General features: G+C 71.1%; 19 protein-coding genes and 2 pseudogenes. 6 read left to right on the forward strand and 15 right to left on the reverse strand.

Features of this window, described 5'->3' with window-relative positions:
• Nucleotides 1-4: 4 nt before the first annotated feature.
• From HBB12_RS31870 to HBB12_RS31890, 5 genes and pseudogenes are all read right to left on the reverse strand, one after another.
• A pseudogene (locus HBB12_RS31870) lies at nt 5-358 on the reverse strand (enoyl-ACP reductase FabI); the annotation flags it as partial.
• Between the two features lie 2 nt (nt 359-360).
• Nucleotides 361-1,698, reverse strand: a pseudogene (locus HBB12_RS31875) (DUF3141 domain-containing protein); the annotation flags it as partial.
• Nucleotides 1,699-1,887: 189 nt separating this feature from the next.
• Nucleotides 1,888-2,394: a hypothetical protein gene (locus HBB12_RS31880; protein ID WP_236993091.1), complete on the reverse strand. Its 507-nt coding sequence runs from the start codon at nt 2,392-2,394 to the stop codon at nt 1,888-1,890.
• Between the two features lie 16 nt (nt 2,395-2,410).
• A complete protein-coding gene (locus tag HBB12_RS31885; protein WP_236993092.1) occupies nt 2,411-3,613 on the reverse strand; it encodes an acetate/propionate family kinase in 1,203 nt (400 codons plus the stop codon).
• On the reverse strand, nt 3,610-4,569 hold the full coding sequence (locus HBB12_RS31890; protein ID WP_236993093.1) for a phosphate acetyltransferase: 960 nt from the start codon (nt 4,567-4,569) through the stop codon (nt 3,610-3,612). Before HBB12_RS31890 ends, HBB12_RS31885 begins: the two co-directional genes overlap by 4 nt.
• 407 nt (nt 4,570-4,976) lie before the next feature.
• Here HBB12_RS31890 and HBB12_RS31895 point away from each other — a divergent pair, with 407 nt between their 5' ends.
• Entirely contained in the window at nt 4,977-6,035 is a 1,059-nt protein-coding gene (locus HBB12_RS31895) for an AI-2E family transporter (protein WP_236993094.1), read from the forward strand.
• A 32-nt stretch (nt 6,036-6,067) separates the two neighbouring features.
• On the opposite strand, the gene HBB12_RS31900 is transcribed toward HBB12_RS31895, so the two are convergent.
• The 10 genes from HBB12_RS31900 to HBB12_RS31945 all read right to left on the reverse strand — a co-directional run bounded on the left by HBB12_RS31900 (nt 6,068) and on the right by HBB12_RS31945 (nt 18,121).
• Nucleotides 6,068-6,910, reverse strand: a complete 843-nt coding sequence (locus HBB12_RS31900; protein ID WP_236993095.1) for a DUF4344 domain-containing metallopeptidase — start codon at nt 6,908-6,910, stop codon at nt 6,068-6,070.
• Nucleotides 6,911-7,541: 631 nt separating this feature from the next.
• Nucleotides 7,542-8,327: an amino acid ABC transporter ATP-binding protein gene (locus HBB12_RS31905; RefSeq protein ID WP_272913336.1), complete on the reverse strand. Its 786-nt coding sequence runs from the start codon at nt 8,325-8,327 to the stop codon at nt 7,542-7,544.
• Nucleotides 8,328-8,374: 47 nt separating this feature from the next.
• Nucleotides 8,375-9,034: an amino acid ABC transporter permease gene (locus HBB12_RS31910; RefSeq protein ID WP_236993096.1), complete on the reverse strand. Its 660-nt coding sequence runs from the start codon at nt 9,032-9,034 to the stop codon at nt 8,375-8,377.
• A gap of 18 nt (nt 9,035-9,052) precedes the next feature.
• Nucleotides 9,053-9,745, reverse strand: coding sequence for an aspartate/glutamate racemase family protein (locus HBB12_RS31915; protein ID WP_236993097.1), 693 nt, complete (start codon nt 9,743-9,745; stop codon nt 9,053-9,055).
• 82 nt (nt 9,746-9,827) lie between these two features.
• Entirely contained in the window at nt 9,828-10,676 is an 849-nt protein-coding gene (locus HBB12_RS31920; protein WP_236993098.1) for a transporter substrate-binding domain-containing protein, read from the reverse strand.
• A gap of 130 nt (nt 10,677-10,806) precedes the next feature.
• Nucleotides 10,807-12,399: an ABC-F family ATP-binding cassette domain-containing protein gene (locus tag HBB12_RS31925; RefSeq protein WP_236993099.1), complete on the reverse strand. Its 1,593-nt coding sequence runs from the start codon at nt 12,397-12,399 to the stop codon at nt 10,807-10,809.
• A gap of 426 nt (nt 12,400-12,825) precedes the next feature.
• Nucleotides 12,826-14,721: an adenylate/guanylate cyclase domain-containing protein gene (locus HBB12_RS31930; protein WP_236993100.1), complete on the reverse strand. Its 1,896-nt coding sequence runs from the start codon at nt 14,719-14,721 to the stop codon at nt 12,826-12,828.
• A gap of 15 nt (nt 14,722-14,736) precedes the next feature.
• On the reverse strand, nt 14,737-15,258 hold the full coding sequence (locus HBB12_RS31935; RefSeq protein WP_236993101.1) for a FecR domain-containing protein: 522 nt from the start codon (nt 15,256-15,258) through the stop codon (nt 14,737-14,739).
• Nucleotides 15,259-15,405: 147 nt separating this feature from the next.
• On the reverse strand, nt 15,406-16,872 hold the full coding sequence (locus tag HBB12_RS31940; RefSeq protein WP_236993102.1) for an FAD-dependent monooxygenase: 1,467 nt from the start codon (nt 16,870-16,872) through the stop codon (nt 15,406-15,408).
• A 547-nt stretch (nt 16,873-17,419) separates the two neighbouring features.
• Complete coding sequence (locus tag HBB12_RS31945; RefSeq protein WP_236993103.1) at nt 17,420-18,121, reverse strand: IclR family transcriptional regulator; 702 nt, start codon at nt 18,119-18,121, stop codon at nt 17,420-17,422.
• Nucleotides 18,122-18,309: 188 nt separating this feature from the next.
• Here HBB12_RS31945 and HBB12_RS31950 point away from each other — a divergent pair, with 188 nt between their 5' ends.
• The 5 genes from HBB12_RS31950 (at nt 18,310) to HBB12_RS31970 (ending at nt 25,844) form a co-directional block, all read left to right on the forward strand.
• On the forward strand, nt 18,310-19,644 hold the full coding sequence (locus tag HBB12_RS31950) for an MFS transporter (protein WP_236993104.1): 1,335 nt from the start codon (nt 18,310-18,312) through the stop codon (nt 19,642-19,644).
• Nucleotides 19,645-19,648: 4 nt separating this feature from the next.
• Nucleotides 19,649-22,750, forward strand: a complete 3,102-nt coding sequence (gene ydiJ / locus HBB12_RS31955; RefSeq protein WP_236993105.1) for a D-2-hydroxyglutarate dehydrogenase YdiJ — start codon at nt 19,649-19,651, stop codon at nt 22,748-22,750.
• Nucleotides 22,751-22,774: 24 nt separating this feature from the next.
• Nucleotides 22,775-23,689, forward strand: coding sequence for a DUF1932 domain-containing protein (locus tag HBB12_RS31960; RefSeq protein WP_236993106.1), 915 nt, complete (start codon nt 22,775-22,777; stop codon nt 23,687-23,689).
• A gap of 124 nt (nt 23,690-23,813) precedes the next feature.
• Entirely contained in the window at nt 23,814-24,488 is a 675-nt protein-coding gene (locus HBB12_RS31965) for an RraA family protein (RefSeq protein WP_236993107.1), read from the forward strand.
• Nucleotides 24,489-24,569: 81 nt separating this feature from the next.
• Complete coding sequence (locus HBB12_RS31970) at nt 24,570-25,844, forward strand: MFS transporter (RefSeq protein WP_236993526.1); 1,275 nt, start codon at nt 24,570-24,572, stop codon at nt 25,842-25,844.
• The last annotated feature ends 15 nt before the right edge of the window (nt 25,845-25,859 follow it).

Below are 25,859 nucleotides of genomic sequence, written 5' to 3' on the forward strand. Positions count from 1 at the left end.
CCCCTCACGCCATGATGCCGAGGCCGCCGTCGACGTAGACGGTCGAGCCGGTGAGACGGGCGGCGTAGGGCGTCGTCAGGAAGGCGGCGGTGAGGCCGACATCGTCGATGTCGACGAGTTCGCCGATCGGCGCGCGCTGGATCGCCTCGTTGAGGAGAAGGTCGAAATTCTTGAGGCCCGAGGCGGCGCGCGTCTTGAGGGGGCCGGGCGACACGGCGTGGACGCGGATACCGCGGTCGCCGAGCTCGTAGGCGAGGTAGCGCACGGCGCTCTCCAAAGCCGCCTTGACCGGCCCCATCAGGTTGTAGTTCGGCACGACCTTGGTGGCGCCGTGGTACCTCATGGTCAGGAGCGTGCCGCGATCGTCATGCCGTAGAGCCCGGGCGGCAGGTGCTCGATATAGTCGAGGAGATCGACGATCCGCGCATGCTCGCGCCGGGCGACGCTGCCCGAGACGAAGATGCCGGGATGCCCGATGCTCTGGTGCATCAGCCCGACGATGACCTGCCCGTTCGCCTTCAGCCCCGCGGTGGTGGGATAGAGGTCGGCGACCCAGTTGAAGTCCTGCTGCGGCGGGGTGATGGTGTCGCCGAGCGAGGCGAACAGGATGATCGGCGAGCGGATCGCCCGCAGGTCGAAGGCCCGGCCCTCGGCCCATTCGGCGCGGCCTGCGGCCAGCCGGTTGCCGACGAAGAGGTTGTCGACGATCCAGCGGATTTCTTCCCGATTCATCAGGAAGTACCCACCCCACCAGCGCTCGAACTCCAGGTAGCGCGGCGGCTCGGTGTCGATCTTCGAGAACAGTGTGTAGGATTTCCCGAAAAAGGTATTGGCGGGGTCGAGGGATTCGAAGTCGTCGACGAGGTGGGCGCCGTCGAAGACGCCGCCGCCGAGATCGCTGGCAAGCAAAGCCGTCCAGCTTCCGCCGAGCATGCCGCCGGCGTAGCGCATCGGGTTCTCGGCGTCGTTGCCGGCCCAGTAGGACATCGGCGCGCCGTTCACCACGATCGGCCCGACGCTCCCGGGATCGAGGGCGCCCACCAGCATCGCCGCCCAGCCGCCCTGGCAATTGCCGACGATGACGGGCCTGCCGCAGGTCGGATGGCGTTCGCGCACGAGGCGCACGAAGGCGGCTTCCGCCTGCGCCACGTCCGCCAGGGTCTGGCCCGGGACCGGATCGGGAAAGAAGATCGCCACGTAGACCGGATGGCCGGCGCGCATCGCCACCCCGACCTCGGAATCCGGCTTGAAGCCGCCGATGCCGGGCCCGTGCCCGGCGCGCGGGTCGATGATGAGGTAGGGGCGCTTCTCCTCGTCGGCCGGGCTGTCGGCCGGCAGCAGGATCCGCGCCAGGGCGTAGTTCGCCGGCCGCTCGAAGCGGCGGGCATCGGCCACGATCTCGTAGGGAAAGGCGAGGAGCGGCGGCTTGCCGGCCGCCTCGTGCACGAGCCAGTCGTTGCCGCGCTGCCGGAGCGTGTCCCTGAACAAGAGCGAGCGCTGGGCGAAGTCGGTCCAGTAGGTGACGGCGTCGCCGGCGGCCCGGACCGGATTCGTCGGCCGCGCGTGCTCCGGCCAGGCGCCGCCGGCCTTCTGCCAGGCGCCGCCAGCCTTCTGCCAGGCGCCGCCAGCCTTCTGCCAGGCGCCGCCAGCCTTCTGCCAGGCGCCGCCGGCTTTCTGCCAGGCGCTGCAGGCCTCCAGCCAAACGCCGCCGGCGTCCTGCATCGCGTCGAGATACGCACCGAGCGCCGCGGTGCAGCGGTCCCGGTAGATCTCGGCGAAGCGGGCCTGGAGCCGGAGGAGGGAGGCCGGGCCGTTGGTCGCCGCATCCTGCCGGGAGTCGTTGCCTGTCGCGGGCTGTGTCATGAGAGCATCTCCAGTGCCCGCGGCTCAGGCCTGAGCGGCCTTCCAGGTGAGGAAGAAGCCGATGTCGCCCGGCATGCCGTCCGGCCAGTCGACGACCATCGCCCTGAGGCCGTAGCCGGCGGGGTGCAGGCGGTCGCGCCAGAGTTCGTAGGCCTGCCGCGGACGGCCGGTCAGGGTCTCGGCCCAGCCGGCCTCGCCGTTGTTGATCGCCCGGCCCTTGTCGCTGCACATCAGGTTCGGGAAGCGCATCACGAGCAGTTCCTTCTGGCCCTGCTCGGCGGCGATGCGCAGCTTGTGCAGCAGGGCCTGCATGATCTCGCCGACCTTTTCCGGCGTGACCGCGACGGGCTCGGCGAGCTGCTTGGCCAGTTCCGCCCGCGCCTTGCCGGCCCGGTCCTGCCCCTCGATCTCCTTCATGGCCCGGGCGGCGCGCATGCGGGCCGAGTAGGCGGCGAGATCGTCGGCCGACATGAAGGGCTCGTTGCCGATCGCGGCGGGCTTCGCGTCGGGATGGGTCGTCAGCGCCTCCATGACATCCTCCTTGGTCTCAGGGCACCGTCAGGCGCGCATCGTCGAGCACCTCGTGCATCCCGCTGGCGATCGTCGCCTCCTCGTCGGTCGGGACGACGTAGGCCTGGGGGCCGGAGCCGGCGCTGATCCGGGAAGCGCCCGCCGCGTTCGCGGCCGCGTCGAGCCGGAATCCGGCCCAGGCGGCGCCCCGCAGCACCTCGGCCCGGGTCGCGGCGTCGTTCTCGCCGATGCCGCCGGTGAAGACGAGGCCGTCGATCCCGCCGAGCGCCGCGACGAGCGAGCCGAGCTCGCGCCCGATGCGGTAGACGAAGAGGTCGATGGCCATCCGCGCACGCCGGTCCTCGGCGGCGCGGGCGCGCAGCACCCGCATGTCGTTCGACAGGCCGGAGACGCCGAGCAACCCTGAGCGGGTGTAGAGCAGGTGCTCCGCCGCCTGGACGTCGAGCTGCATCTCCCGCATGAGGTAGAACACCACGCCCGGATCGAGGCTGCCGCAGCGGGTGCCCATCGGCAGCCCGTCGAGGGCCGAGAAGCCCATCGTGGTGGCGACGCTGCGACCGCCCGCCAGCGCGCACAGGCTCGCGCCGCTGCCGAGATGGGCCACGACCACCCGGCCCTCCGCGAGGCCGGGCGCGCAGGCGGCGAGCTGCCCGGCGACGAAGGCATAGGACAGGCCGTGGAAGCCGTAGCGGCGCACGCCCCGGTCGGTGATCTCGGCCGGCAGCGCGAAGAGCTGCGCGACCTCCGGCTGGCCGCGGTGGAAGGCGGTGTCGAAGCACGCCACCTGCGGCAGGTCCGGAAACAGCCGCCGCAGGATGCGGACCGGCGCGAGGTTGTGCGGCTGGTGCAGGGGCGCGAGCGGGACGAGGCGTTCCAGCGCCGCCAGCACCGCGTCGTCGATCCGCACGGGCGCGGCGTAATCCGCGCCGCCATGCACGACCCGATGCCCGACCGCCGCCAGCCGGTGCCCGCTCCGATGCTCCCGCAGCCACGCGGCGACGTGGAGAAGGGCCTCCTCGTGACCGAATTCGCCCGCCCCGAACCGCTCCTCGGCGACGACCGCGCCGGTCCGATCGTGCACGACCATGTGCGCCGCGCCGCCGAGCCCCTCGAAGAGGCCGCGGGAGAGGCGGTGCGGCACGCCGTCCCCTCCCGGCTCGAACACCTGGAACTTGAGGCTCGACGAGCCCGCATTCAGCACGAGGTAGGCCGGGATCATCCCTGGACCCCCGGCCGCGGTGTTTCGGCGCGACGGCCCGCGGCGAACAGCGAGGCGACGGCGCAGGAGGCGAGCCGCGTCAGGCGCGAATCGGCCCGGCTCGTCAGGATGATCGGCACCCGGGCGCCGAGCACGATCCCGGCGGCGTCCGCGTCGGCAAGGAAGGTCAGGCTCTTGGCCAGCATGTTGGCGGCTTCGAGATCCGGCACCACCAGCACGTTGGCGCGGCCGGCGACCGGCGACTGGATCTGCTTGATCGCCGCCGCGCCGCGATCGATGGCGTTGTCGAGGGCGAGCGGCCCGTCGAGGACCGCCCCGGTGATCTGGCCGCGATCGGCCATCTTGCACAACGCGGCGGCATCGAGGGTCGAGGGGACCTTCGGGTTGACCGTCTCCATCGCCGACACGATCGCGACCCGCACCACCTCGATCCCGAAGGAATGGGCGAGGTCGATGGCGTTCTGGACGATGTCGCGCTTCTCCTCGAGCGTCGGGGCGATGTTGATCGCGGCATCGGTGACGATGAGGGGATCGTCGTGGCCCGGCACGTCCATCACGAAGCAGTGGCTCAGGCGGCGCTCCGTCCGCAGCCCACCCTCGCGCCGCACTACCGCGCCCATCAGCTCATCGGTGTGGAGGCTGCCCTTCATCAGCGCGCCGGCCTCTCCGGCCCTCACCAGCGCCACCGCCCTGTCGGCGGAATCGTGGCTATGGGCCGATTCGACGATGCGGAACGCCGCCAGATCCCGCCCGCAGGCCGCCGCCGCGATCCTCGGCCGGGGCCCGACCAGGACCGGGGTGATCAGCCCGAGATCCGCCGCCTCCAGCGCGGCGCCGAGCGAGGCCTCGTCGCAAGGGTGCGCGACCGCGACCGTGAGGCGGGGCCGCGCCTGCGCGGCGGCGATCAGACGGTCGTACTTCTCGTGCCGGCGGCGGGCCGGGGCCTCCTGGGTCATCGGGCGCTCCCCCGGGTTGGGCGGGCCCGGACCCGCCGGCAATGTCGCAGGGACCGCGCCCGACCGCTTGATCGGGTGGGACGCGGACCGGCCTCGTGCCGGACGAGCCCGCGCCTCCCGGCGCGACAGGTCGTACGCGTCGCTGCCATGTGGTCCTCTCGTGACGTCCCGGAGCGCGGCTCGACCCCGAGGCGCAACGGGACGTCAGGATGCGGGGCGAGGCGAACGGCGCGTTGACCTGCCTCAAGGACGTGGGCGGTCCTGCATCCAGGATGCGGGACGAGGACACGTCGCGGCGTCGAGGCGTGACGCGTGCAGGTGTCAAATCCCGATCAGCGTGTTGCTGCTCAGGCGCCATCGAGATGGACAAGACCGTATCCTGCTCCGACCGGGAATCCGGACCGACGATGTCTTTCGATGCCGCCCTGCGCATCGGCCTCGCCGCGGCGCTCGTCTATGCCTGCGCCCGCATCCTGTCGCCGCTCGCGGAGATCCTGCTCTGGTCGGCGATCCTGGCCGTCATGCTGTACCCGCTGCATCGCCGCCTCCTCGTCGGCGTCGGCGAGCGCGGCTCGGCCGCCCTGATCGGGGTCGTCGGCATCGCCGTCATGCTGGCGGCGACGATCCTGGTCGTGACGTCGCTCGGATCGTCCCTCGTCGCATTCGTCTCGGACCTGCGCGACCAGCGGCTGACCCTACCCCCGCCGCCCGCCCGCCTCGCCGACCTGCCGCTGGTCGGCGGGAGGCTGACGGAGGCCTGGGCGCTCGCCGCCGCCAACGCGCCGGGGGCTCTCGCGCGCTACGGCCCGATGCTGCGCAAGCCGGCGGCCTGGCTCCTGTCGGCCGCCCGTCGCCTGGCGGCCGGCGAGGTGTCGTTCGTCCTGTCCTTCGCCATCGCGGCGATCCTCGTCGGGTACGGCAAGGGGGCGGCCGCGTTCACCCGGCAGGTCCTGGTCCGCGCCACCGGCAGCCCGGCCCGGGGCGCCGCGCTCGCGGCGCTGGCCGTCGAGACCATCCGCGGCGTGGCGCTGGGCATCGTCGGCGTGGCGGTGCTCCAGTCCCTGCTGCTCGGAGCCGGCTTCTTCGTCATCGGCCTCCCGGCCGCCGGCCTGTGGACCCTCGCCACGCTGCTCCTCTGCATCGTCCAGGTGCCGGTCGTCGTCCTGACCCTGCCGGTGATCGGGTACGTCTTCGCCACCGCCGACGCGCTGCCGGCGCTCGTCTTCGCGATCTGGACCATCGGCGCCGGACTGAGCGACAACGTTCTCAAGCCGCTCGTGCTCGGCCGCGGCCTCGACGTCCCGATGCCCGTCATCCTGGCGGGCGTCGTCGGCGGCGTGATCGCCCATGGCCTGCTCGGCCTGTTCATCGGCCCGGTCGTCCTGGCGACGGGGTATGTGCTGCTGGTCGGATGGGTGAGGCGCATCCCGGTCGATGCGCCGCCCGTCGGTGATGCGGCGGCGTGACGGAGCCGGACCCGCCGCCCCGCCTTCCTGCATCAGAACATCCCGCGAAAGGCGCGGCGCACCCGTTCGCGCTCCAGCCGTCCGCCACGGAGATGGGGCCGGAGGAGCTTGTGCAGCGCGTCCATGGCGAGGCCGTATTCCGCCCGGCACAGTCGGGCGCGCGAACGCGGCAGGGCGCCGCTCGCGACGAGATCCCCGAAGGTGCGGCGGTCGGCCCCGTAGGCGAGGCAGAGCAGGCCGTAGAGACGCTGGAGCGCGAGGCTGTGATCGTCGGCGAGTACCGCCGGCTCGGCCCTTTCCTCGGCCGCCAGACTCCGGAACAGGCGCGCGATGCCGTCGACGGCGTGCCGGGCCTGCCCGGGCGGCAATTCGAGCAGCACGAGCGCCGCGAACTGGTCGGCGGCATCCTCCTCCCGGCCGAGCACCGGCACTTCGAGCAGGTGGAACAGGGCATGCCCGGTCTCGTGCAGGAAGGCCTGGGCGACGAGGCCGAAGACCGCGTCCTGCCGCTCCGCCCCTGTCCGGACCGGCGGCGGCGACACCCGATCCTTCACCTCCCGGACATACTCGTAACAGACCGTGACGGTGCGGGTCTCGGGCTCGTACCACGCATCGGCGGCGCCGCGGCATGCCGCGAACCGGAAGGTCAGCGACCGCGGCAGGCGCAAGCCCGCGGCCACCTCCCGCAGGCCTTCGAGGACGCGATGCGACTTGACGGAGCGGTAGATCGCGAGCGACTCCGCCTTGAGGGGACGGTCGTAGAAGACCCTGACCGGAGCACCAGGCGACGGGCTTCGTCGATGAGACTCGCCGCGGCTCGGTCCGGCGCCGAGGAGCAGCGTCGAGGCGATGATGATCGCAAGAGCGCACCGCATTCCTCCGCCCCGGAATCTTGCAGAGTCGAGGTCGTGCGACGCCAGGGCCGCCGTGGAAAAGCCCGCCGGTCGGGGCCACGGGACGGGCCCCATGGGCGGATGTCGCTCTCCTGAAGCCGGGAACGGCTCGTCTCACGGCCGATGCCGAGCGACGGGGCAAATGAGCCCGAGCAAGCGAGCCCGACCGAGAATGATCGCTGCCGCGGCGCGTGCTTGATCGAACGAGACGTGGCCCGGAATGCCCCGCAAGCAACCGGCGGTCCGGACGAAGGCGTCGTGCCTGACGCCTCGGTTCCGGATGGCGTTGGAGCCTGTTTGACCCACGAAGAGAAAATCGTGAGTGGCTTTCCTATCCTGACCGGGACCTCATCCTGAGGTACGAGCGGATGCGAGCCTCGAAGGTGGGCTCCGGAAGTCTCGGCGATCTCTGGATCCCTCCTTCGAGGTCAGTCGATCTTCAATCGACTGACCTCGAAGGATGTGGTTGTGAGTGGGATGGAGTCCTGCGATCGGATCAAACAGGCTCTTATACGGTTTCCGATTGATCGCTTCGCGATGCGGAAACCGGCTTCGCTCAGGCGCCGCGCGGGCTGATGATACGGCGTCCGGAAGGAATCTTCCGGACGCCGTATCAGACCGCCGCCTTGTGAAAATGGCTGAGGAAGGCCTTGGTGGCGGCTTGCCGCGGATCCTCGATCACCTGCCGGGCCGGCCCTTCCTCGACGACGAAGCCGTCGCGCATGAACACGCAGGTGTCGGCGACGTCGCGCGCGAACGCGATCTCGTGCGTCACGAGCACCATGGTCATGCCCTCCGAGGCCAGCTGCCGGACGACCTGCAGGACTTCCCCGACGAGCTCGGGATCGAGCGCCGAGGTCGCCTCGTCGAAGAGCATGACCTCCGGCTTCATCGCCAGCGCCCGGGCGATGGCGACCCGCTGCTTCTGCCCGCCCGACAGCCGGTCGGGATGGACGTCGGCCTTCTCCCGCAGGCCCACCTTGTCCAGGAGCCGGAGCGCCAGCTCCCGCGTCTCGTCCCGGCCCCTGCCGAGCACCGTGACGGGTCCCTCCATGACGTTGCGGAGGACGGACATGTGGGAGAACAGGTTGAAGTTCTGGAAGACCATGCCGACCGTCGACCGGAAGGCGGCGAGGTCCTTGTCCCGCGGCATCCGGTGATCCTTGCCTTGGGGATCCTTGCCGAAGCGCATCGCGTGCGTGCCGATCCGGATCGTTCCCTCGTCCGGGATGGTGAGGAGGTTCAGGCAGCGCAGGAGGGTCGACTTGCCCGATCCGCTCGGGCCGATCAGCGACAGCACCCCGCCCTTCGGCACGCTCAAGGAAATGTCCTTGAGCACGGACACCGTCCCGAACGACTTTCTGACGTGCGCCACCTCGATCATCGTCGTCTCCGGCATAGTCCGCTCCATCGTCGCCTCCACCGTCGCTTCCTGGCATCCCGTGCTCACCGTGCGAGCCTGTTTTCGAGGCTGTGCGCGAAGGTCGTGAGAGGAAACAGGATCGCGAAGTAAATGATCGCGATCATCGTATAGACTTCGAGCGGCTTGTAGGTGGCCGAGGTGATCAGCTGGCCCTGGTAGAGAAGATCGGGCACCGCGAGCACGGAGAGAAGCGAAGTGTTCTTCAGCTGGAGTACGACCTGGTTGACAAGCGGCGGGATCATCCGCTTGAGCGCCTGCGGCAGGACGATGCGCCGGAGCAGGGCACCGCGGCGCATGCCGAGCGCCCGTCCCGCGTCCCACTGGCCGATATCGATCGAGGCGATGCCGCCGCGGATGATCTCGGCGAAGAACGACGCGCCGTAGAGCGTCAGGGCGATGAAGGCGGCGGTCGCGGGCTTCAGCTCGACGCCGATCAGGATCGGCAGGGCGTAGTAGATCCAGACCAGCTGCACCAGCACCGGGGTGCAGCGGAAGATCTCGATGAAGGCCATGAGCGGGATCGTCACCGCCTTCACGTTGCCCAGGCGGGCGACGGCGATCAGGCCGCCGACGGCGAAGCCGGCGATCGCCGTGACGATGGTGAAGCCGATCGTGTACAAGGCGCCGATCGCAATCAGGCCCTTGTATTGCAGCAGGAACGAAAAGTCCCACTCGTAATTCATGGTCGTCTCCGGTCCGCCTTACGGGTAGCGTGTTTGCAGAAGGCCCGAGTGAAACCAGCGGCCCAGGGTAATGATGTCGAAGACCGGAACGGCGAAGCGCTCGGCGACGGCTCTCGAGAACGGCGGGAGGTTGGTGCATTCCATCAGGATCGCGCCGACATCCCCCCGCCCGACCAGGCGCCCGGCGGCCTCCAGCACGTCGCGCGCCAACGCCTCCGCATCGTAAGGCGCCTCCCGCTCGATCACTCCGCGCAGCGCCCCGTTCGCGGGCAAGCCCACGACCGGCGTCGCGGGATCGGCACCGACCTCGACGAAATGCGCGTCGGTGAGCGCCTCGGCGTCGTAGGTCACGATTCCGGTCCGCTTGGCCCGGGGAAGGCAGCGGTCGATCAGGGGAAGCTGCATCAGGCTCGAGGTCGCGAGCGGCAGCGACATCCGGGCGGCGAGAGAGCGCTGCCGGGCGGCCAGGAAGCCGCACGACGTGATGATGCCGATGGCGCCCCGCGCCCGCAGCCGCTCCCCCGCCTCGACGAAGGCCTCGGCCAGGTCGGCATCCTGCCCGCCCACGACCCGGCGCGCGGTGGCGCCGCGGACGGTCTCGAACAGGACCGGGAAGGGCCAGCTCGCCGCGTGCCCGACATCGCCGGGCGGGCGCTCGAACCGTGTGTCGAGCATGATGATGCCCAAGGGCGGGGTGGGGTCGGGGGGCATGCGGCGAAACCTGTGGGCCTGGCCCGGGGACAAGTCCCGGGCCGCGGCGAGGACCGCGGGGGCTCCCGCGGCGGCGGCTGCGTCAGAACGAGATCTCGGCCGGGATGTCGTCGGGCTTGACGCCGACCAGTTCCAGGCTGGACGTGATCCAGCCCTTCATGGCGCCGAGCCCGCGATTGTATTCGAGCCAGTTGTCGACGAAGGTCCGGAACCGCGGATCGGGATCGGCCCGCACGCCGGCACAGGTCGGCTGTGCGCTCAAGGGGGTGGGGACGATGATTCGGCCCACCTTCGGGTTCTTCTTCACGGTCACGAGCGAGAGCAGCGCGACCTGGATGACGCAATCGGCCCGGTTGGACTGCACCGACAGCATGGCGTCGTCCGGGGTCTTCAGCGCGACCAGCGTGGCGTTCGGGATGACGCGCCGGGCGAACAGGTCGTGGGTCGAGCCGATGTCGACGGCGACGCGGACCTCCGGCTTGTTGAGGTCGGCCCAGGTCTTCGGCTCGAAGCCGGGCTTGGCGATGATGGTGAAGGTGTTCAGCATGATCGGCCGCGTGAACTCGACCGTGAGCGCCCGCGACGGGGTCGGCGACAGGCCGAACATGATGTCGATCTTGTTCGCCTGGAGGTCGAGCACCGCGTTGCCCCAGGTGGTCTCGGCGATCTCGACCTCGGCATCCATCGCCTTGGCGAGATCCTGCGCCATGCTGATGCAGAAGCCCGACCACTCGCCGGACGCGATGTCCTTCTTGTAGTACGGCTCGGTGCCGACGATGCCGGCGATCCGGAGCTTCTTGGTGCGCCGGATGCGCTGGAAGGTGTTCTCGCCGGCCGGAGCCGTCTGGGCCTGGGCGGTGCCGATCGGGGAGAGGGCGGCCCCGAGCGCGCCGGCGCCGAGAAACGATGCGATGTCCCTGCGTGATACCATGACGGTGGCCCTCTCCTCGATAGCTTGGCGGTTCCTTAGTACCTTAGACCGCTGGGCGGGAGTCCTGTCTGTAGACGGCTTTCGACTTCGGGCCCGTGCGGCGCGGTGATGCCGGACCTCGACGCGGCGCTCACCCGGATCGTCCGCCGAGGGCGACGCGCCGCGTGATCCGCAGGGCGTCGAGGAAGACCTCGTCGTGGCTGACGACCAGAAGCGCGCCGTCATAGCCGGCAAGGCCGGATTCGAGGGCCTCGACGGCCTCGAGGTCGAGGTGGTTGGTCGGTTCGTCGAGGAGCAGGAGTTGCGGCGGCGCCACATGGCCCAGAAGGCAGGCCAAAGCGGCCCGGACCTGCTGGCCGCCGCTGAGCGCCGAGACCGGACGGTCGGCGGCCTTCGCCCGGAACTGGAACCGCGCCAGGGCCGCCCGGCATCCGTTCGCGTCCTCCCCCGGGTTGAGACGCGCGAAGTTCTCCGCCACCGTCCTGTCGTGGGCGAGCAGCGTGAGGCGCTGGTCGAGCAGGGCGGCGCGTACGCCGACCGACACCCGCCCCGACCAGGGGGCGAGGCGGCCCGCGACGAGATCGAGCAGGGTCGACTTGCCCGAACCGTTGCGTCCACCGAGCGCGACGCGCTCCGGCCCGGTGATCGCCAGCGACACCTCCTGCAGGACCGGCCGTCCCGGCCGATACCCGACCGTGACGTCCTCGACCGTGAGGACGCGCCGGTCGGCGTGAAGCCCGCTCGGCGGAACGGCGACGGCGAGGGGCTTTTCCGACGCGACCCGGTCCCGGCTCCGCGCCAGCTCGGCCTCGGCGGTGAGGTGCTGGCGCTCGGCCAGGCGCGCAAGGCCGCCGGCGGTCCGCTCGGCATTGTCCCGGCGGCCGCCGACGAGGATGCGGGGTAGGTCGCCCCGCGCCCCGCGGCGCTGCCCAGCCGCGTCGCGGCGTTGCTGGCGCTCGACCGTCGCTTGCGTCCGCCGGGCCAGGTCCGCGGCCCGTTTCTCGGCCAGCGCGAGGTCATGCTCGGCCGCGGCGAGGCGCAGGGCCTTCGCGTGCCGGTAGGCGTCGAAATTGCCCCGGTAGAGGTTCGCCCCCGCCGGCTCGATCTCCACGATGGCGTCCATCGCCTCGAGCAGGGACCGGTCGTGGCTGACCACGACCGCGCCGCCGCGCCAGCCCTGCAGCATCTCGTGCACCGCCTGCCGCCCTTGGCGGTCGAGGTCGTTGGTCGGTTCGTCGAGGAGCAGGAAATCGGGCCGCGAAAACATCGCCGCCGCCAGCGCGGCCCGGGCGCGCTGCCCGCCGGAGAGGTGACGGAGCGGCGTGTCGGGCTCCGCCGCAACGCCCATCCGCTCCAGGGCCTCCGTCAGGCGCTCCGCGAGCGTCCAGTCGGCCTCGGCGAGGTCCTCGGCCGTGGCGGAGCCGCTCTCGGCGCGGCGGAGCAGCGCCAGGCCCGCCGCCGCGCCGAACAGATCGGCGACGGTGTCGTCGGGAGGAAGGCGTGCGAACTGGCGCAGCAGCGCGACCGACCCGTGGACGACGAGACTGCCGCCCGCCGGCCGCAGCCGGCCGGCCAGGAGGCCCAGGAGGGTCGTCTTGCCGGCCCCGTTGCGGCCGACGATGCCGGTCCGCTCCTGCCCGAAGCTGGCGGAAATGTCGGTGAGGACGGGGCGCCCGTCAGGCGCGGACCACGTGACGTTCAGGAGGGAGAGCTGTGCTGGCATGCGACGAGAGGATCCTGGCGGCAAGGCGGGTCGGCATTGCAGTCAGGTTCAGTCTCATCGGCGTCGCTGCTCCGGTCGGGCGCCTTCGATAGTCCCGGACGGGAGCGGGGGCAAGGTCTGTCGAGTACGGGATGATTTTCGGATTTTTCTCGGATGCCGATCGCTCCCGGTTTTCAGGGAGTGTTTGATCGATCGAGTGCTTCCTCCCGTTTGCGACATCATCCTGAGGTGGGATGGTAGGATGGTCCCACACGTCTCAAGTCTTGAGCAGAAAATCCTATTCAAGCAGGTTCTCAGGATGAGGTCGAGGGTGGGAGGGGCGTGGCCGTAGATGAGCCGCAAGCGCAGCCCCACCTCCGCGACGCCGGAGCGATGGTGGGGTAGCACCACCTCGGCTCCGATCCCGGGGGCGATCCGTGATCCGGATCACACAGGGTTCCGGCCCCCATCCCGCCGCCCGGCGGGCGGTGGGCCGCGCCCCAGCCACACGGCGAGCCCCTGCGCGCGGCCGCGGATCGCCGTCGGGTGCGGCCCGTCGAAGGTCTCGCCGGGCGCGCCGATGCCGGCAGCACCCAGGAGGTCGCCGCTGACCGCGAGGCGGACGCCGGCCTGAGAGGCGACCGCGAGCAGGCGGCTCGCGACGTTGACCGTGTCGCCGATCGCCGTGATCTGCTGGTTGGTGTCGCTGCCTAGGCGCGAGAGGATCACCGGGCCGTAATGCCCGCCGATCCGCACGTCGAGGGCGCGCCCGGCGCCGGCCAGCTCGGGCTCGTGCCCGATCCACGCGGCGGTGCGCCCGACGAGATCGCCCGCCGCCGCGACGGCTCGGGCGCCCGCGGCGGGATCGGGATCGAGCGCGCCGAACACCACCATCGCGCCGTCGCCCATGAAGTTGACGACGAGGCCGCCGTGCCGGGCGGAGGTCTCGTCGACGAGGTCGTGGAACGCCTTGAGCACCGCGCGGGTGCGGACCGGCCCGAGGCGCTCGCTCTGGCGGGTGAAGCCGGTGAGGTCGATGAACAGGACCGGGATGTCCCGCGCCACCGGCTCGGCCAGGTAGGCCGGATCCCAGGCGAGGCGGTCCGCCAGGGCGGCGGGCTGCAGCCGGCGCAACGCCGCCTCCGAGCGCGCCAGGGCGGCGGCCCGGCGGCGGTCCAGGATCTGCCGGGCGACCGCGCAGGGCAGTACCGGGAGCCCGGCCGCCGCGAGCGGCAGGGCGGCGCTCCACCACACGCCCCCGGCAAAGGCGACGGCGCCCGCCGCCAGCCATCCCGCCAGGAGGAGGAGCACGAGGACGATCGCCGGACCGGGCGGAGCGAGCGCGATCAGGAGCGCCGCCGCGGCCGCGAGGACGACGGCGGCGGCGGCGTCGAGCCGCCGCACGCCGATGTCGCGGGTGAGCCCGCCTCCCATGATCAGGTGGTCGATGCCGGTCGCCAGGAGTTCGACGCCCGGCATCACGGGGTCGAAGGCGGTGGCGAAGGTATCGCTGCCGCCGAGCGCCGTGACGCCGACCACGACGATGCGGTCGGTCAGCGCCGAGGGCGGGACCGTGCCGTCGAGGAGGCCGGCGGCGCTCACCGTCGGGATCGTGCGCTGCGGTCCGTAGGGGCGCAGCGGCAGGTGACGGCCGAGGTCGAGCGGGACGGTCGTGGTGCCGATCCGCACGGCGTCCGGGCCCACGACCGGATCGTTGCGGCTCGCCAGGGCGGCGGCGCGCAGCACGAAGGCGGCGGCGACGTCCTCCCCCGTCCGCACCACGAGGGGCAGGTGGCGCGGGACGCCGGCCGCATCCTCCGACACGTTGACGAGACCCGAGGCTGCCGCGCGGCCGATCTCGGGAACCGGCCGGTGCAGGGCGGCGGCGACCGGGATGCCGTCCTCGCTCGCGCCGCCCTCGAAGACGGCCGCCGCGGCCAGGACCGCCGGCACCGCGGCCAGCGCGGTGCCGAGCGCCCGGTCCGCCTCCGGCTGGCGGCCGGCTTCCAGGAACAGGACGTCCACCGCGAGCGCCCGCGGGCGCGACGCGGCGATGGTCTCGACGATCCGCGTCATCGCCGCGCGCGGGACCGGGAACCCGCCCTCGCGCCGCACCGTCTCGTCGTCGATGGCGACGATCACGACGTCGGCCGGCGGCCGGCGCGGTCCGGCGAGCCGCAGGCGCAGGTCCGTCAGGGCCGATTCGATCCGGTCGAGGGGTGTCGCGCGGCCGGCGAGGTGGAGATGGGCGAGCCAGCCGCTCCAGCCGAGGGCGGCGGCGAGCGCGATCAGGGCGAAGCGCCGGTCCAGCCGGCGGCGCGGTCCGGGCGCGGCCTGCGGCATCGGGCCGACGATCCTTCAGCGCCCGAAGCGTTCGAGGAGCGCCCTGACCCGCTCCTGCGGCCAGCGCCGCACCGCGAGCGGGCTCCGGTCCATGTCGACGTCGACGCCCTCGCCCGGTCCGAGCGTGACCGCATCGTCCGCGCCGCGCCGCCGCGCGACGACGACGCGTCCCTGCTGCACGAAGACCGAGGTCCGCCCGGTGGTCACGTCGACGGCGTAGACGGTGCCGCGCACCGAGGCGATCGCATGGGGCGTGAGGATCTGGAAGCCCTCCCGGCGCACCCGCGGGCCCGGCGGCAGCGTGACGAGGACGGAGCGGCCGCCGATCTCGGCGCCCTCCAGGTGTCCGTCGCCGTCGCGGTCGATCGGCCGCAGCCCGCTGCCCTGCTCGGTCTCGAGCACCAGCCCGTCGCTGCAGCGAAGGACGCGCAAGGGCGGATCGAACCGCGTCTCCTCGGTGCAGGGCGACTGGGCCGCGGCTTTTCCCGCGGCGAGGGTGAAGGCGAGGGCGCTCGCCGCACGGGCCATCGGTCTCATGCGGGGACGCTCCTTGCTCGGACCCTGCGACGGCTCGCCGAGGGCAGCCGCCCGGCGGCGCTCACGTCGCCTCCCGGGCTCTCCACGCCCGGGCTTTATGGGCGTGCTTCAAGCTCTAACGCAAGCGAGACATCCGCAAGCGAGACGTCAGTCGGCCCTTGCGAGCGCCTGCAGGTACCTTTCCGCCTCGTCCCAGGCGCCGCCTGCCGCCGACAGGCCGACATAGCCGTCGGGCCGGACGACCAGGAGGCCGGACGCGTCGGGGGGCGAGCGCGGCGCCGGCTCCAGGAGGCCGGGGTAGCGCGCCGTCAGCGCCGCCCCACGTTCCGCGTCGGCGGCGTAGAGGACGAAACGAGGGGCGCCGCCGGCGCCCGGCGGTTTTCCGCCATAGGCCTCCGGTTCGAAGCGCGCGCCGGCGCCCGGCCCGACCGACAGGGGCGAGCCCGCATAGGCGATCTCGATCTCGCTCATCGTCGTCGCCATCCTGTCGCGGACCGCATGGAAACCGAGCAGGAAGCGCAGCGCGAGGTTGCGCGCGGCCTGGGCCGCCGGGTTCGCCAGCGTCGCCATGTCGGTGAGCCGGCCGGCATTGCGCAGCACCATGTCTCCCACCGCGCTGCGCTCGGGGCTGTAGCTGTCGAGCAGGCGAGGATCCGCCTCGCCGCGCTGCACCATCGCCAGTTTCCAGGCGAGGTTCACCGCGTCCTGCATGCCGGTATTCATGCCCTGGCCGCCGGCGGGGCTGTGAATATGCGCAGCATCCCCGGCCAGCACGACGCGCCCGCGCCGATACTCGGCCACCTTGCGCTCGTTGATGCGGAAATGCGTCAGCCAGACCGGATCGGCGGCGCGAAAGCCGCCGCCGGCCCGCCGGTCGATGAGGGCCTGCACGTCGGCTAGGGTGGGATCGGGGCGCGGATGCGCCGCGTCCGTCGGGCCCAAGGTGGCGACGACGCGGGCGCGCCGGCCCGGGATCGGGAAGACCACGAAGGGGCCGTCGCGGTGCAGGTAGGTCGCGATCTCGTCCGGCGGCGGTGCCCCCGGACCGTCGAGGCGCACGTCGGCGAGGAGCCAGTCGTCGCCCTGCGCCGCGCCCGCAAACGTGAGGCCGAGCCCGTGCCGCACCGCGCTGTGCGCCCCGTCGCAGCCGATCAGCCACGGCGTCCTCACGCTCTCCTCGCGTCCGTCGGCGTGACGCAGACGCGCCTCGATCCCGTCCTCCGCCGCGTGGAAGCCGACCAGTTCCACCTGCCGCTCGACCGTGACGCCGAACGACCGCAGATGCGCCGCGAGGAGCCGCTCGGTGTCCCGCTGCGGGATCATCAGGGCGAAGTTGTAGGCGCTCGCGATGCCCTCGAACCGGGGAGAGCCGAGGATTGTCTCGCCGCTGCGGATCGAGGCGCCGGGCGCCCGCAGGCCGGCCGCGAGGAAGGCCCCGGTGCAGCCCATCCGATCCATGAGTTCGAGCGTGCGCGACCAGACCACCAGGGCCTTCGAGGTCTCGGTGGCGTGGGGCGCGCGGTCGATCAGGCGCACGCCGATGCCGTAGCGCGCCAGTTCGGCCGCCATGGTCAGGCCGACGGGTCCGGCGCCGACGATGAGAATGTCCGTCATGGGGCCTCCTCTCCTGGGTCTGGGGCGATCGAGCGCCACGTTGCCGGCGGGGCCTCGAGAGCCCTCTGGGTCGTAGTCGGGCTCGTTTCCGCGGACGATACCTCATCCGCTGCCTGGGGAGCCCTGTATTCCGCAGAATTGGCCTGCGCTTTGGAAGGGAGCAAAGGAGCGGGATTATTTCCCGAACATTCGAACAACGGAGCGTCCTGCCTCTTCACTTAATCCTGAGGTGGTGGCGGTCGGGGATCATCTGACGTAGAAATATTTCTAAAGAAATTCATCATAATTATTGAAATATATTTTCATGATAATTTCGTTGGCGCCTAAAAGGCTGTTTGAACGGGATTTTATACTCGGGATCGGCAAAGATTGAGCTTATCCGACCCTCCACCTCAGGATGAGGTGGAAGGGTAGGACATCTCGTTCTCGCTTTCGGTCTTTAAAAGATCAAACCGCTCAAATAGGCTCTCATGATGAGATGATAGGACGGGATTTGCTGCTTCGCCGCAAGATTTTGTTCGAAATCCGCTCGCACGAAAACTCCGCCTCACCCCTGCGCCCCCAGTTCCGCCGATAGGCGCTCAGCGGCCTCCCGCAGCCGCGGCGCGAGGCTGGCGGCCTGCGCGGCGGTGAGACGCGAGGACGGACCGGACAGCGAGAGGGCGCCGACGAGCCGGCCGCCGGCACCGAAGACCGGCATCGCCAGGGAGGCGACGTGCGGGTCGGTCACGCCCGAGGTGTAGAGCGGCAACTCGACCGGCGCCCGCTGGGCCGTCCGGTCGCCGAAGGTCGCCAGCACCTGGGCGATCGCCGACTGGTCCATCGGCCGCATGTCGCCCGGCCGCACGTTCATGCGCAGGGGGTAGGGCGAGTCGGCCCGGAACAGGCACAGCCTCTGGTTTCCCCGGCGGATGTAGAACGACGCGGTCTCCATGGATTCGGCCGCGAGCCGCTCCAGAACCGGGACCACCCTTTCCTCCAGCGCGAAGGATTGCTGGTAGACCGAGCCGATCCGCGCCGCCTCGACGCCGAGGCGGTAGCGCCCGTCGTCCAGCCGCTCGATGAGGCCGAACTTCTCGAGCGAGATGCACAGCCGCATGATGGTGCTCTTCACCAGTTCCGTGCGCCGGGCGAGTTCCGTCAGCTCGAGCGCATCGTCGCCGCGCTGGAACGCGGTCAGGACGGTCAGGACCCGCTCGGCCGAGGCGACGCCTTCGAGCTTGGGTCTCGGTCGGGCCTCTTTCGACATTCGTCTCACGCTCGCGGGTCTGAAGCTTCGCGGTCGCCTCCCTTAGCGGTGGCGCGTGCCGCCGCCAAACCCCGGACAGGGCGCTCCCCCCTGCGGCATTCGCGCAGGATCCCGCACGCTTGACCCGTCGAGGCGACGGATCTAATCAAAATGAAACGCCGTTGCAAAATCGGCAGGGAGCGAGCGTCATGACACGGGCAGGACCGGCGCAGCCGGATTTCGCGCCGCCGGCTTCGGTCGACGAGCAGGCGCTCCATCGCAAGATGATGTGGCGGATCCTGCCGTTCCTGTTCGTCTGCTACGTGGTCAGCTACCTCGACCGCGTGAATGTCGGCTTCGCCGCGCTGACGATGAACAAGGATATCGGCCTCACGGCGACCGCCTTCGGCGTCGGTGCCGGCCTGTTCTTCTTCGGCTACTTCATCGCCGAGATTCCCAGCAACCTGATCATGATGCGCGTCGGCGCGCGGATCTGGATCGCCCGGATCATGATCACCTGGGGCCTGGTCTCGGCGGCGACCGCTTTCGTCACCGGCCCGGTGCAGTTCGGCATCGCGCGCTTCCTCCTGGGGCTCGGCGAAGCCGGGTTCGTGCCCGGTGTCTTCCTGTATCTCAGCCTGTGGTTTCCCGCCGCGGTGCGCGCCCGCGCCACCGCCCTGTTCCTGCTCGGCATCCCGGTCGCCAACATCCTCGGCTCGCCGATCTCCGGCGCGCTGATCCAGCTCGAAGGCTTCGGCCTCAAGGGCTGGCAGTGGCTTCTGGTCCTCGAGGCGGTGCCGGCGGTGGCGCTCGGAATCGCCTGCCTGTTCGTCCTCACCGACCGGCCCGAGAAGGCGGCCTGGCTGTCTCTCCCCGAGCGCGACGCCCTGGTGACCCGGCTCGCGGCCGAGAAGGCGGCGATCGAGCGGAAGCACAAGATGACGCTCGCCCAGGCGCTGCGGGACTGGCGCGTGCTGGCTCTCGCCTGCGTCAACTTCTGCTCCATCGTCGGGTCGCTCGGCATCGGCCTGTGGCTGCCGCAGATCATCCGGCAGATGGGCCTCGCCACCTCCCTCGTCGGGGTGGTGGCGGCGATCCCCTACATCTGCGGCGCGGTCGCCATGGTGGTCTGGGGCCGGATGTCGGATCGCGGCAGCGACCGGACGATCTATCCGGCGATCTCGCTCTTCGTCGGCGCGGCGGCGCTCATGGGCAGCGCCGTCACCCCCACGCCCATCCTCACCATCGCGGCGCTCTGCGTCGCCGTCATGGGCATCAACTCCTACGTCGCCACCTTCTGGGCGGTGCCATCAAGCTTCCTCACCGGGCGCGCGGCCGCCGGCGGGATCGCCATGATCGTCTCGATCGGCAATCTCGGCGGCTTTGCCGGGCCGTACATGATCGGTCTCGTGCGCGACCTCTCGGGCGGGTTCACCGCGCCGCTCGTCGCGGTCGGGGCCTGCCTGCTGGCCGGCGCGGTGCTGATGCTCGCCTTCGGCCGGCATGTCCGCCGGGCCGATCTCCCCGTCGCGGTCGCGGCCTGACGTCATGATCCCGCGCCTCACTTCCGCCCCCGAGACGGCGCCGCTCCACGCGGATTTCTGCGCCGAGTTGCGGGCGCGGGGCTTTGCCGGCGACCTCTCCCTGGCCGCCGCCGACCGCACCGTGCTGGCGACCGACAACTCGATCTACCAGCTCACGCCGCAGGCGGTCGCCTTCCCGCGCGACCGCGACGACCTCGTGCGGATCGCCAGGCTGCTCGCCGAGGACCGCTTCGCGGATATCCGGATCGCGCCGCGCGGCGGGGGCACCGGCACCAACGGCCAGTCCCTCACCGACGGGCTGGTGGTCGACCTGTCGCGGCACATGAACCGGGTCCTGGCGATCGATCCGCAGGCCCGCACGGTCCGGGTCGAGGCCGGCGTGGTGAAGGACCAGCTCAACGCGGCGCTCAAACCCCACGGGCTGTTCTTCGCCCCCGAACTCTCGACCTCGAACCGCGCCACGATCGGCGGCATGATCTCGACCGACGCGTGCGGCCAGGGCTCGTGCCTCTACGGCAAGACCCGCGACCACGTGCGGGCGCTGACCACGATCCTCTCCGACGGCACGGTCTGGCACTCCGAGCCCCTCGATGCGGCCGGGCTCGCCGCAGCTCAGGCGCGAGGCGACCGGGCCGGGGCCATCCACCGGGAGATCGACCGGATCCAGCGCGAGAACGCGGCGCTGATCGCCGAGCGTTTCCCGCCGCTGAACCGCTGCCTGACCGGCTACGACCTAGCGCATCTGCGGCGCGCCGACGGGCTGTTCGACCTCAACGCCGTCCTGTGCGGCTCGGAGGGAACGCTCGGCTTCCTGGCCGAGGCGACGCTCGCCGTCCTGCCGCTGCCGAGCCATGCGGCCCTGGTCGTCCTGCGTTACGCGAGTTTCGACGCGGCGCTCCGCGACGCGCGGGCGCTGAGCGAACTTGCGCCCGCCTCGATCGAGACGATCGATTCGACGGTGCTGGCGCTGGCCCAGGGCGACCCGGTCTGGGACGGCGTCGCCGCCTTCTTCCCCGAGGATGCGGGCGAGCGGGCCCGCGGCGTCAACCTCGTCGAGTTCGTCGGCAACAGCGAGGAGGCGGTGGCAGGACAGCTCGCCCGCCTCACGGCCCTGCTCGATGCGGCCGGGCCAGGAGCCGGGCCAGGAACCGGGCAAGGAACCGGGCAAGGAACCGGGCAAGCGGCGGGGCGGCGCGGCTACAGGATCGCCCGGGCCGAGGCCGAGATCGGCCGGATCTGGACCATGCGCAAGAAGGCGGTCGGCCTGCTCGGCAACCGGTCCGGCGAGGCGCGCCCGATCGCCTTCGTGGAGGATACCGCGGTCCCGCCGGAAAACCTCGCCGCCTTCATCGCCGAGTTCCGGGCCGCCCTCGACCGGCGCGGCCTCGATTACGGCATGTTCGGCCACGTCGATGCCGGCGTGCTCCACGTGCGGCCGGCGATCGACATGAAGGCGCCGGGCGCGGAAAGCCTGGTGCGCGCGGTCACCGAGGAGGTCGTCGCGCTGACGCAGAAATACGGCGGCCTGCTCTGGGGCGAGCACGGCAAGGGCGTGCGCTCCGAGTTCTCGCCTCGGGTGTTCGGCCCGCTCTACCCGGCGCTCCAGGCGGTGAAGGCCGTCTTCGACCCGAGGAACCAGTTCAACCCGGGCAAGATCGCCGCGGGGGAGGGGGGCCGCCTTCTCACCATCGACGGCGTGCCGACCAAGGGCAGCCGCGACCGGGCGATCCCGGCGCAAGTGCGTGCGGCCTACGACAAGGCTCTGCACTGCAACGGCAACGGCGCCTGCTTCACTTACGACCCGGACGAGGCGATGTGCCCGTCCTGGAAGGGCACCCGCGAGCGCCGGCATTCCCCGAAGGGCCGCGCCCAGCTGATGCGCGAGTGGCTGCGGCGACTGGCCATGGAAGGGGTCGACCCGCTGGCGGAGGCGCGCGCGTCACGGGCCCGCCCGGGCTGGCGCGGCTTTCCCGCCCGCCTCGCCGCGACCCTGCGCCGGCGCGACGACGACTTCTCGCACGAGGTGCACGAGGCGATGGCCGGGTGCCTCGCCTGCAAGTCCTGCACGGGACAATGCCCGATCAAGGTCGACGTCCCGACCTTCCGGGCGAAGTTCCTGGAACTCTATCACGGGCGCTACCTGCGGCCGCTGCGCCACCACGCGGTCGCCGCCCTGGAGCCGCTGGCGCCCTGGCTCGCCCGGGCTCCGCGTCTCGTCAACGCGGCGACGAGGCTGGGGGCGGGGAGGGCGGTCGGGTTGGTCCACGCGCCGACGCTGTCCGGGCTCGATCTCGGGCGGGAGATGGCGCGGCGGGGCGTCGCCCTGGCCGAGGCGGACGTCCTGGCGCGGCTCTCGCCGGCCGAGCGGCTGGCGAGCGTCGTCGTGGTGCAGGACGCCTTCACCAGCCACTACGACACGCCCGTCCTGCTGGCCCTCATCGACCTGCTGACGGGCTTGAGGATCCGGCCCTGGCTCGCGCCCTTCCGGCCGAACGGCAAGCCTTTGCACGTCCACGGCTTCTTCGGGGCGTTCGAGCGGGTCGCCGCCCGGAACGCCGAGGGTCTCGGCCGGCTCTCTGCGACCGGCGTCGCCCTCGTCGGCCTCGATCCCTCGATGACGCTGACCTACCGCTCCGAGTACAAGCAGGCGCTCCCGGGACGTGATCTGCCCCAGGTGCTGTTGGTGCAGGAATGGCTCGCCGCGCGCCTCGATGCCCGCGCGGCTCATGCCGGCGGGGAGGCTTACTGGCTGCTACCGCACTGCACCGAGCGGGCGACGGCGCAACCCGCCGTGGCAGCCTGGGTCCAGGTCTTCCAGTCCCTCGGTCTCTCCCTCTCGGTCCTGCCCTCGGGCTGCTGCGGCATGGCCGGCACCTACGGCCACGAGGCCGGGAACCGGGCGACCTCCGAGCGCATCTACGGCCTCAGCTGGGCGAGGCCCGTGGCCGAGAGGGGCCGGACCGGCCGCCTCCTCGCCGACGGTTATTCCTGCCGCTCGCAAGCCAAGCTCATCGACGGCGTGCGGCTGCCGCACCCGGTCGAGATCCTGCGCGACCACCTCGCGACCCAGATCCCCGCGCCCCGCCTCAGGCAAGCGGCGCACTGACCCCGACATCACAGGAGCCTCATCATGACCGAGCGCACGCAATTCCGGTTCGGCCTCGTCGGCTACGGCGAGATCGGCAGCACCCTCGGCGCAGGCCTGCGAGGCGCGGGCCTCGAGCGCATCGCCTGCTACGACAAGTACGCCTTCGAGGGACCCTATGCCGATCTGATACAGGGCCGGGCGCGGGAGGCCGGGGTCACCCTGGTTCGCTCGAACGCCGAGCTCGCCGAGGCCGCCGACCTGATCGTCAGCGTGACGCCGGGCGTCGCCTCGGTCGAGAGCGCCGAGGCCTTCGCGCCGGTGCTGACGAACCGCCACACCTTCCTCGACTTCGCCTCCGCCACCCCGAAGGTGAAGCAGGCCGTCGCCGAGCGGCTGTCCGGCACCGGCGCGCTCCTCGGCGACGGCGCGATCGAGGGCACGCCGCTGCACGGTTATTCCATGCGGATGCTGTCGAGCGGCCCGGCCGGCGAGCGGGTGCGCGACCTCCTGGTGCCCTGGGGCATGCAGATCGCCTTCATGGGCCCGGCGCTCGGCACGGCGTCCGGCATCAAGATCCTGCGCTCGGTCCTCATCAAGGGCATCGAGGCGCTACACGACGAGATGCTGCTCGCCGCCCGGCAATACGGCATCGACGAGGTCGTGCTCGCCTCCGCCTCGAAGACCTTGGACCGGCCGTGGATGGACACGGTGAAGAGCCTGACCCCGTCGGGCGTCATCCATGCCAAGCGCCGCGCCGAGGAGCTGGAGATGTCGGCCGAGGCGGTCGCCGATTCCGGCGTCGAGCCGATCATGGCCCGGGCCATCGCGCAACGTCTGCGCTGGAAGGAGAGCCTGGGGCTGAAGGACCACTTCAAGGGCGTTGTGCCGGCCACCTACCAGGAGGCGCTGGACGCGATGGCGGAGAAGGCGGGGTTGAAGCCTGTCGGCGACGCGTGAACCGACGCTCGGCGCAATCCGCAAACGTATCGACATCGATCATCCCATCCCACTCGCGACCTCAGGATGAGGTCGTGGGTGGGATGGACGTCACAAAGCCGACAAGAACCCTGGAAGAACCCCCATGTCCATCGGTTTCAAGATTCATCCCCGCACCCGCACGGTCCAGGCCGCCACGGTCGAGAAGTACAAGGCGATCGCGGTCGCCAACATCAGCGACTCGATGCTGCGCATGACGCATGGCGGGCCGCGGCTTCGGCCGATGCATGCCGGCGGCGTGCTCTGCGGCGTCGCCCTGACCGTCAAGGCGCGCCCGGGCGACAACCTGATGGTCCATGCCGCCCTCAACCGCGTGAAGCCGGGCGACGTCATCGTCGTCGATGCAGGCGGCGACCTGACCAACGCGATCGTCGGCGAGCTCATGCTCTCGCACGCCCAGCAGGTCGGCTGCGCGGGCGTGATCATCAACGGCGCCGTCCGCGACTCCGGCTGGATCAGGGCGAATTCTTTCCCGGTCTACGCCGCCGGCGTGACCCATCGCGGGCCGTACAAGAGCGGTCCCGGCGAGGTGAACTGCACGATCGCCATCGACGGAATGGTGATCGAGCCCGGCGACCTGATCGTCGGTGACGACGATGGCTTCGTCTGCGTGCCGTACGACCTCACGGAAAGGGTCTTCGCCGCGGCCGACAAGAAGCAGCAGGGCGAGGCCAAGACCATGGCGGCGATCAAGGCCGGCACCGTCGACCGGTCCTGGGTCGAGCGCGAGCTCGAGAAGGCCGGCTGCGAAGGCCTCTGACCGACAAGCAAGAATCGATAGACGGGAGGACGGGACGTGAGCGCCACGACAGACGACCCGCAGACCCTTGAGGCAACGACGATGCGCCGGGTGATCCTGCGCCTCGTGCCGTTCCTGATGGTCTGTTACTTCTTCGCCCTGCTCGACCGGGTGAACGTGGGCTTCGCCGCCCTGCAGATGAACCAGGATCTCGGGCTCACCCCGGCGATGTTCGGCTTCGCCGCGAGCCTGTTCTTCGTCTCGTACTTCCTGGTCGAGGTGCCGAGCAACCTGGCGCTGCAGCGCGTCGGGGCCCGGCGCTGGATCGCCCGGATCATGATCACCTGGGGCCTGGTGACGATGGGCATGGCGCTCGTGACCGGGCCGCACTCGCTCTACGCCATGCGCTTCATCCTGGGCGCGGCCGAGGCCGGGTTCTTCCCCGGGGCGATCCTCTATCTCACCTACTGGCTGCCGGGCCGGTACCGGGCCCGCGTGCTCGCGACCTTCACGGTCTCGATCCCGCTCGCGACCTTCCTCGGCTCGCCGCTCTCCGTCTCGCTCCTGGAACTGCACGGCGTCTTCGGCCTCAAGGGCTGGCAGTGGCTGTTCGTGCTCGAGGGCCTGCCGACGGTGCTGCTCGGCATCGCCTGCCTGTTCGTGCTGACCGACAAGCCGAAGGACGCGACCTGGCTCTCCCCCGAGCAGCGCGACTGGCTGGTCTCCCGCCTCGCCGAGGAGGCGGCGGGCAAGACCCCGGTGGGCCACATCTCGCTCTGGGGCCTCCTGCGCAACAAGTACTTCCTGACCATGGCGCTCGTCTGCGCCGGGGCGTCCGCCACCGGCAGCACGCTCTCGGTCTGGCAGCCGCAGATCATCAAGTCGTTCGGGCTCACGAACCTCCAGACCGGCTTCGTCAACTCGGTGCCCTACGGCATCGCGACGGTCCTGATGATCCTGTGGGGCCGCCACTCCGACCGCCGGGCCGAGCGCACCTGGCACACCGCGATCCCGCTGCTGCTCGCCGGCTGCGGGCTCGCCTTCCTCAACCTCGCGGGCGGCCTGACCCTGACGATCGTGGCGGTGTCGTTCGCGCTCGTCGGCGCCTACGCCTTCAAGGGGCCGTTCTGGGCCTTGTCGGCCGGCTGGCTCTCGGCCGGGACGCTCGCGGCGGGGCTCGCCGGCATCAACGCCATCGCCAACCTGATCGGCGGCGGCCTGATGGTGAACGTCGTCGGCCTGGTGAAGACCGCGACCGGCAGCTTCGCCCTCGGGCTCCTGCCGGTGGCGCTCCTCGACCTGGCCGCCGCGGTCAGCGTCGTGATGATCAGCCGCTCGCATGCCCGCACCGTGCGGGCGCAGGCGGTCCCGGCCTGATCGTCCAACCCCGTC

Source organism: Methylobacterium sp. SyP6R (assembly GCF_019216885.1).
GTDB lineage: Bacteria > Pseudomonadota > Alphaproteobacteria > Rhizobiales > Beijerinckiaceae > Methylobacterium.

Bases quoted from the DNA above. Each gene is read 5' to 3' on its own strand.
- HBB12_RS31910 (WP_236993096.1), bottom strand. From the start codon at position 9,034: ATGAATTACGAGTGGGACTTTTCGTTCCTGCTGCAATACAAGGGCCTG.
- HBB12_RS31925 (WP_236993099.1), bottom strand. From the start codon at position 12,399: ATGCCAGCACAGCTCTCCCTCCTGAACGTCACGTGGTCCGCGCCTGAC.
- HBB12_RS31880 (WP_236993091.1), bottom strand. From the start codon at position 2,394: ATGGAGGCGCTGACGACCCATCCCGACGCGAAGCCCGCCGCGATCGGC.
- HBB12_RS31960 (WP_236993106.1), top strand. From the start codon at position 22,775: ATGACCGAGCGCACGCAATTCCGGTTCGGCCTCGTCGGCTACGGCGAG.
- HBB12_RS31900 (WP_236993095.1), bottom strand. From the start codon at position 6,910: ATGCGGTGCGCTCTTGCGATCATCATCGCCTCGACGCTGCTCCTCGGC.
- HBB12_RS31935 (WP_236993101.1), bottom strand. From the start codon at position 15,258: ATGAGACCGATGGCCCGTGCGGCGAGCGCCCTCGCCTTCACCCTCGCC.
- HBB12_RS31945 (WP_236993103.1), bottom strand. From the start codon at position 18,121: ATGTCGAAAGAGGCCCGACCGAGACCCAAGCTCGAAGGCGTCGCCTCG.
- HBB12_RS31940 (WP_236993102.1), bottom strand. From the start codon at position 16,872: ATGACGGACATTCTCATCGTCGGCGCCGGACCCGTCGGCCTGACCATG.
- HBB12_RS31885 (WP_236993092.1), bottom strand. From the start codon at position 3,613: ATGATCCCGGCCTACCTCGTGCTGAATGCGGGCTCGTCGAGCCTCAAG.
- HBB12_RS31970 (WP_236993526.1), top strand. From the start codon at position 24,570: ATGCGCCGGGTGATCCTGCGCCTCGTGCCGTTCCTGATGGTCTGTTAC.
- HBB12_RS31905 (WP_272913336.1), bottom strand. From the start codon at position 8,327: ATGCCGGAGACGACGATGATCGAGGTGGCGCACGTCAGAAAGTCGTTC.
- HBB12_RS31895 (WP_236993094.1), top strand. From the start codon at position 4,977: ATGTCTTTCGATGCCGCCCTGCGCATCGGCCTCGCCGCGGCGCTCGTC.
- ydiJ (WP_236993105.1), top strand. From the start codon at position 19,649: ATGATCCCGCGCCTCACTTCCGCCCCCGAGACGGCGCCGCTCCACGCG.
- HBB12_RS31915 (WP_236993097.1), bottom strand. From the start codon at position 9,745: ATGCCCCCCGACCCCACCCCGCCCTTGGGCATCATCATGCTCGACACA.
- HBB12_RS31920 (WP_236993098.1), bottom strand. From the start codon at position 10,676: ATGGTATCACGCAGGGACATCGCATCGTTTCTCGGCGCCGGCGCGCTC.
- HBB12_RS31890 (WP_236993093.1), bottom strand. From the start codon at position 4,569: ATGACCCAGGAGGCCCCGGCCCGCCGCCGGCACGAGAAGTACGACCGT.
- HBB12_RS31950 (WP_236993104.1), top strand. From the start codon at position 18,310: ATGACACGGGCAGGACCGGCGCAGCCGGATTTCGCGCCGCCGGCTTCG.
- HBB12_RS31930 (WP_236993100.1), bottom strand. From the start codon at position 14,721: ATGCCGCAGGCCGCGCCCGGACCGCGCCGCCGGCTGGACCGGCGCTTC.
- HBB12_RS31965 (WP_236993107.1), top strand. From the start codon at position 23,814: ATGTCCATCGGTTTCAAGATTCATCCCCGCACCCGCACGGTCCAGGCC.